The sequence below is a fragment of the Aeromicrobium sp. CFBP 8757 genome, from assembly GCF_014841755.1.
GTDB lineage: Bacteria > Actinomycetota > Actinomycetes > Propionibacteriales > Nocardioidaceae > Aeromicrobium.
Window position 1 is genome coordinate 1 of sequence record NZ_JACYUM010000019.1, and the last position, 1,254, is coordinate 1,254.

2 protein-coding genes are annotated in these 1,254 nt (G+C 71.1%); both read left to right on the forward strand.

The window, feature by feature from the left end; translation table 11 throughout:
• The first annotated feature begins 169 nt into the window (after nucleotides 1-169).
• On the forward strand, nucleotides 170-670 hold the full coding sequence (locus IFT73_RS18555) for a pyridoxamine 5'-phosphate oxidase family protein (protein ID WP_192168916.1): 501 nt from the start codon (nucleotides 170-172) through the stop codon (nucleotides 668-670).
• A 3-nt stretch (nucleotides 671-673) separates the two neighbouring features.
• Nucleotides 674-1,144 (forward strand): DUF4385 domain-containing protein, encoded by a 471-nt coding sequence (locus tag IFT73_RS18560; protein ID WP_192168917.1) that lies wholly within the window; start codon nucleotides 674-676, stop codon nucleotides 1,142-1,144.
• The last annotated feature ends 110 nt before the right edge of the window (nucleotides 1,145-1,254 follow it).

The window sequence follows — 1,254 nt, forward strand, 5'->3', positions numbered from 1 at the left end:
TCGTAGACGCCCTGCTTGGCGTCCGTCGCGGGCTCGGGCTTCGGCTCGGCGTCGATCTGGGGTCCGTCGGACGTTCCGGGCTCTTCGGGGGTCTGGGTCATGCGGTGCGCGTACCCGATCGGGACCGGCCCACACGGGTGAAGCCGTCGCGGACGGGTACGTCGGCGCCATGACCGACTCCACGAACGACACCGCCACCGACACCGCCAAGCTCGTCGAGCTCACGAAGGACTCCCGCTTCGTCATGCTGACCACGACCGACTCCGAGGGGCACCTGGTCAGCCGGCCGATGTCGCGCCAGGACGTCGACCTCGACGCCGACCTGTGGTTCATCGCGACCCGCGACTCCCGCAAGGTCGCGCACATCCGCGCCAACCCCGTCGTCGGCGTGACGGTCACGAGTCAGAGCTCGTGGGTGTCGATCTCGGGGCGCGCCGAGATCGTCGACGACGTCGAGAAGCTCAAGGAGTACTGGAGCACATTCGCCGAGGCCTGGATCCCCGAGGGCCCGGAGGACCCCAACGCGATCCTGATCCACGTCGACGCCGAGACCGCCGAGTACTGGGACTCCCCAGGCGGCCGCGTCGCGAGCCTGATCAGCCTCGTCAAGTCGAAGGCGACCGGCCAGCCGTACGACGGCGGCGACCACGCCACCGTCACCGACCTCTAGGTCGTGACCGACGAGGACGTCGACCACCGCGCCCACCCCGAGCGGTACCGGGTGGGTCGCGGTGAGCAGGGCGTCTTCCAGGTCGAGCCGTACAAGAGCGAGCTGCTCCCGCTCTGGCGGTTCGCGACGCCGGACGACGCGCGCGAGAGCAGCGAGGCCATCCGAGCGGCGTTCGACGCCTACCTCGCCGACGGGGACGTGGTCGGCGCCGACATGGCCCGCAAGTACCTGCAGATGGGGTACACGCGGGCCCGGCGGTACGCGCGACACCGCGGCGGCCGCAAGTACGACGGGCCCGTCCCGGACGACAAGAAGGGGCAGAGCGGCGCCCACGGACGTGCCGAGCTGCCGGCCGACCCGGAGGACCCGGTCAAGGCCGAGTCGGCCCGCATCTTCAAGGCCGCGTGGGACGCCGCAGCCGCCGACGAGACGTACCAGCGGCTGAAGGCCGATCACCGCGAGACCTACGGCTGACCACCCCGGTCGCCAGGGAGGCCGCCTGCGAGCGCAGCGAGGCGACCTACGCAAGCCCTGACGCTGTGGTTCGCCTCGGGCTTCGCCCTCACGGTCGTCGCAGAGCTCCT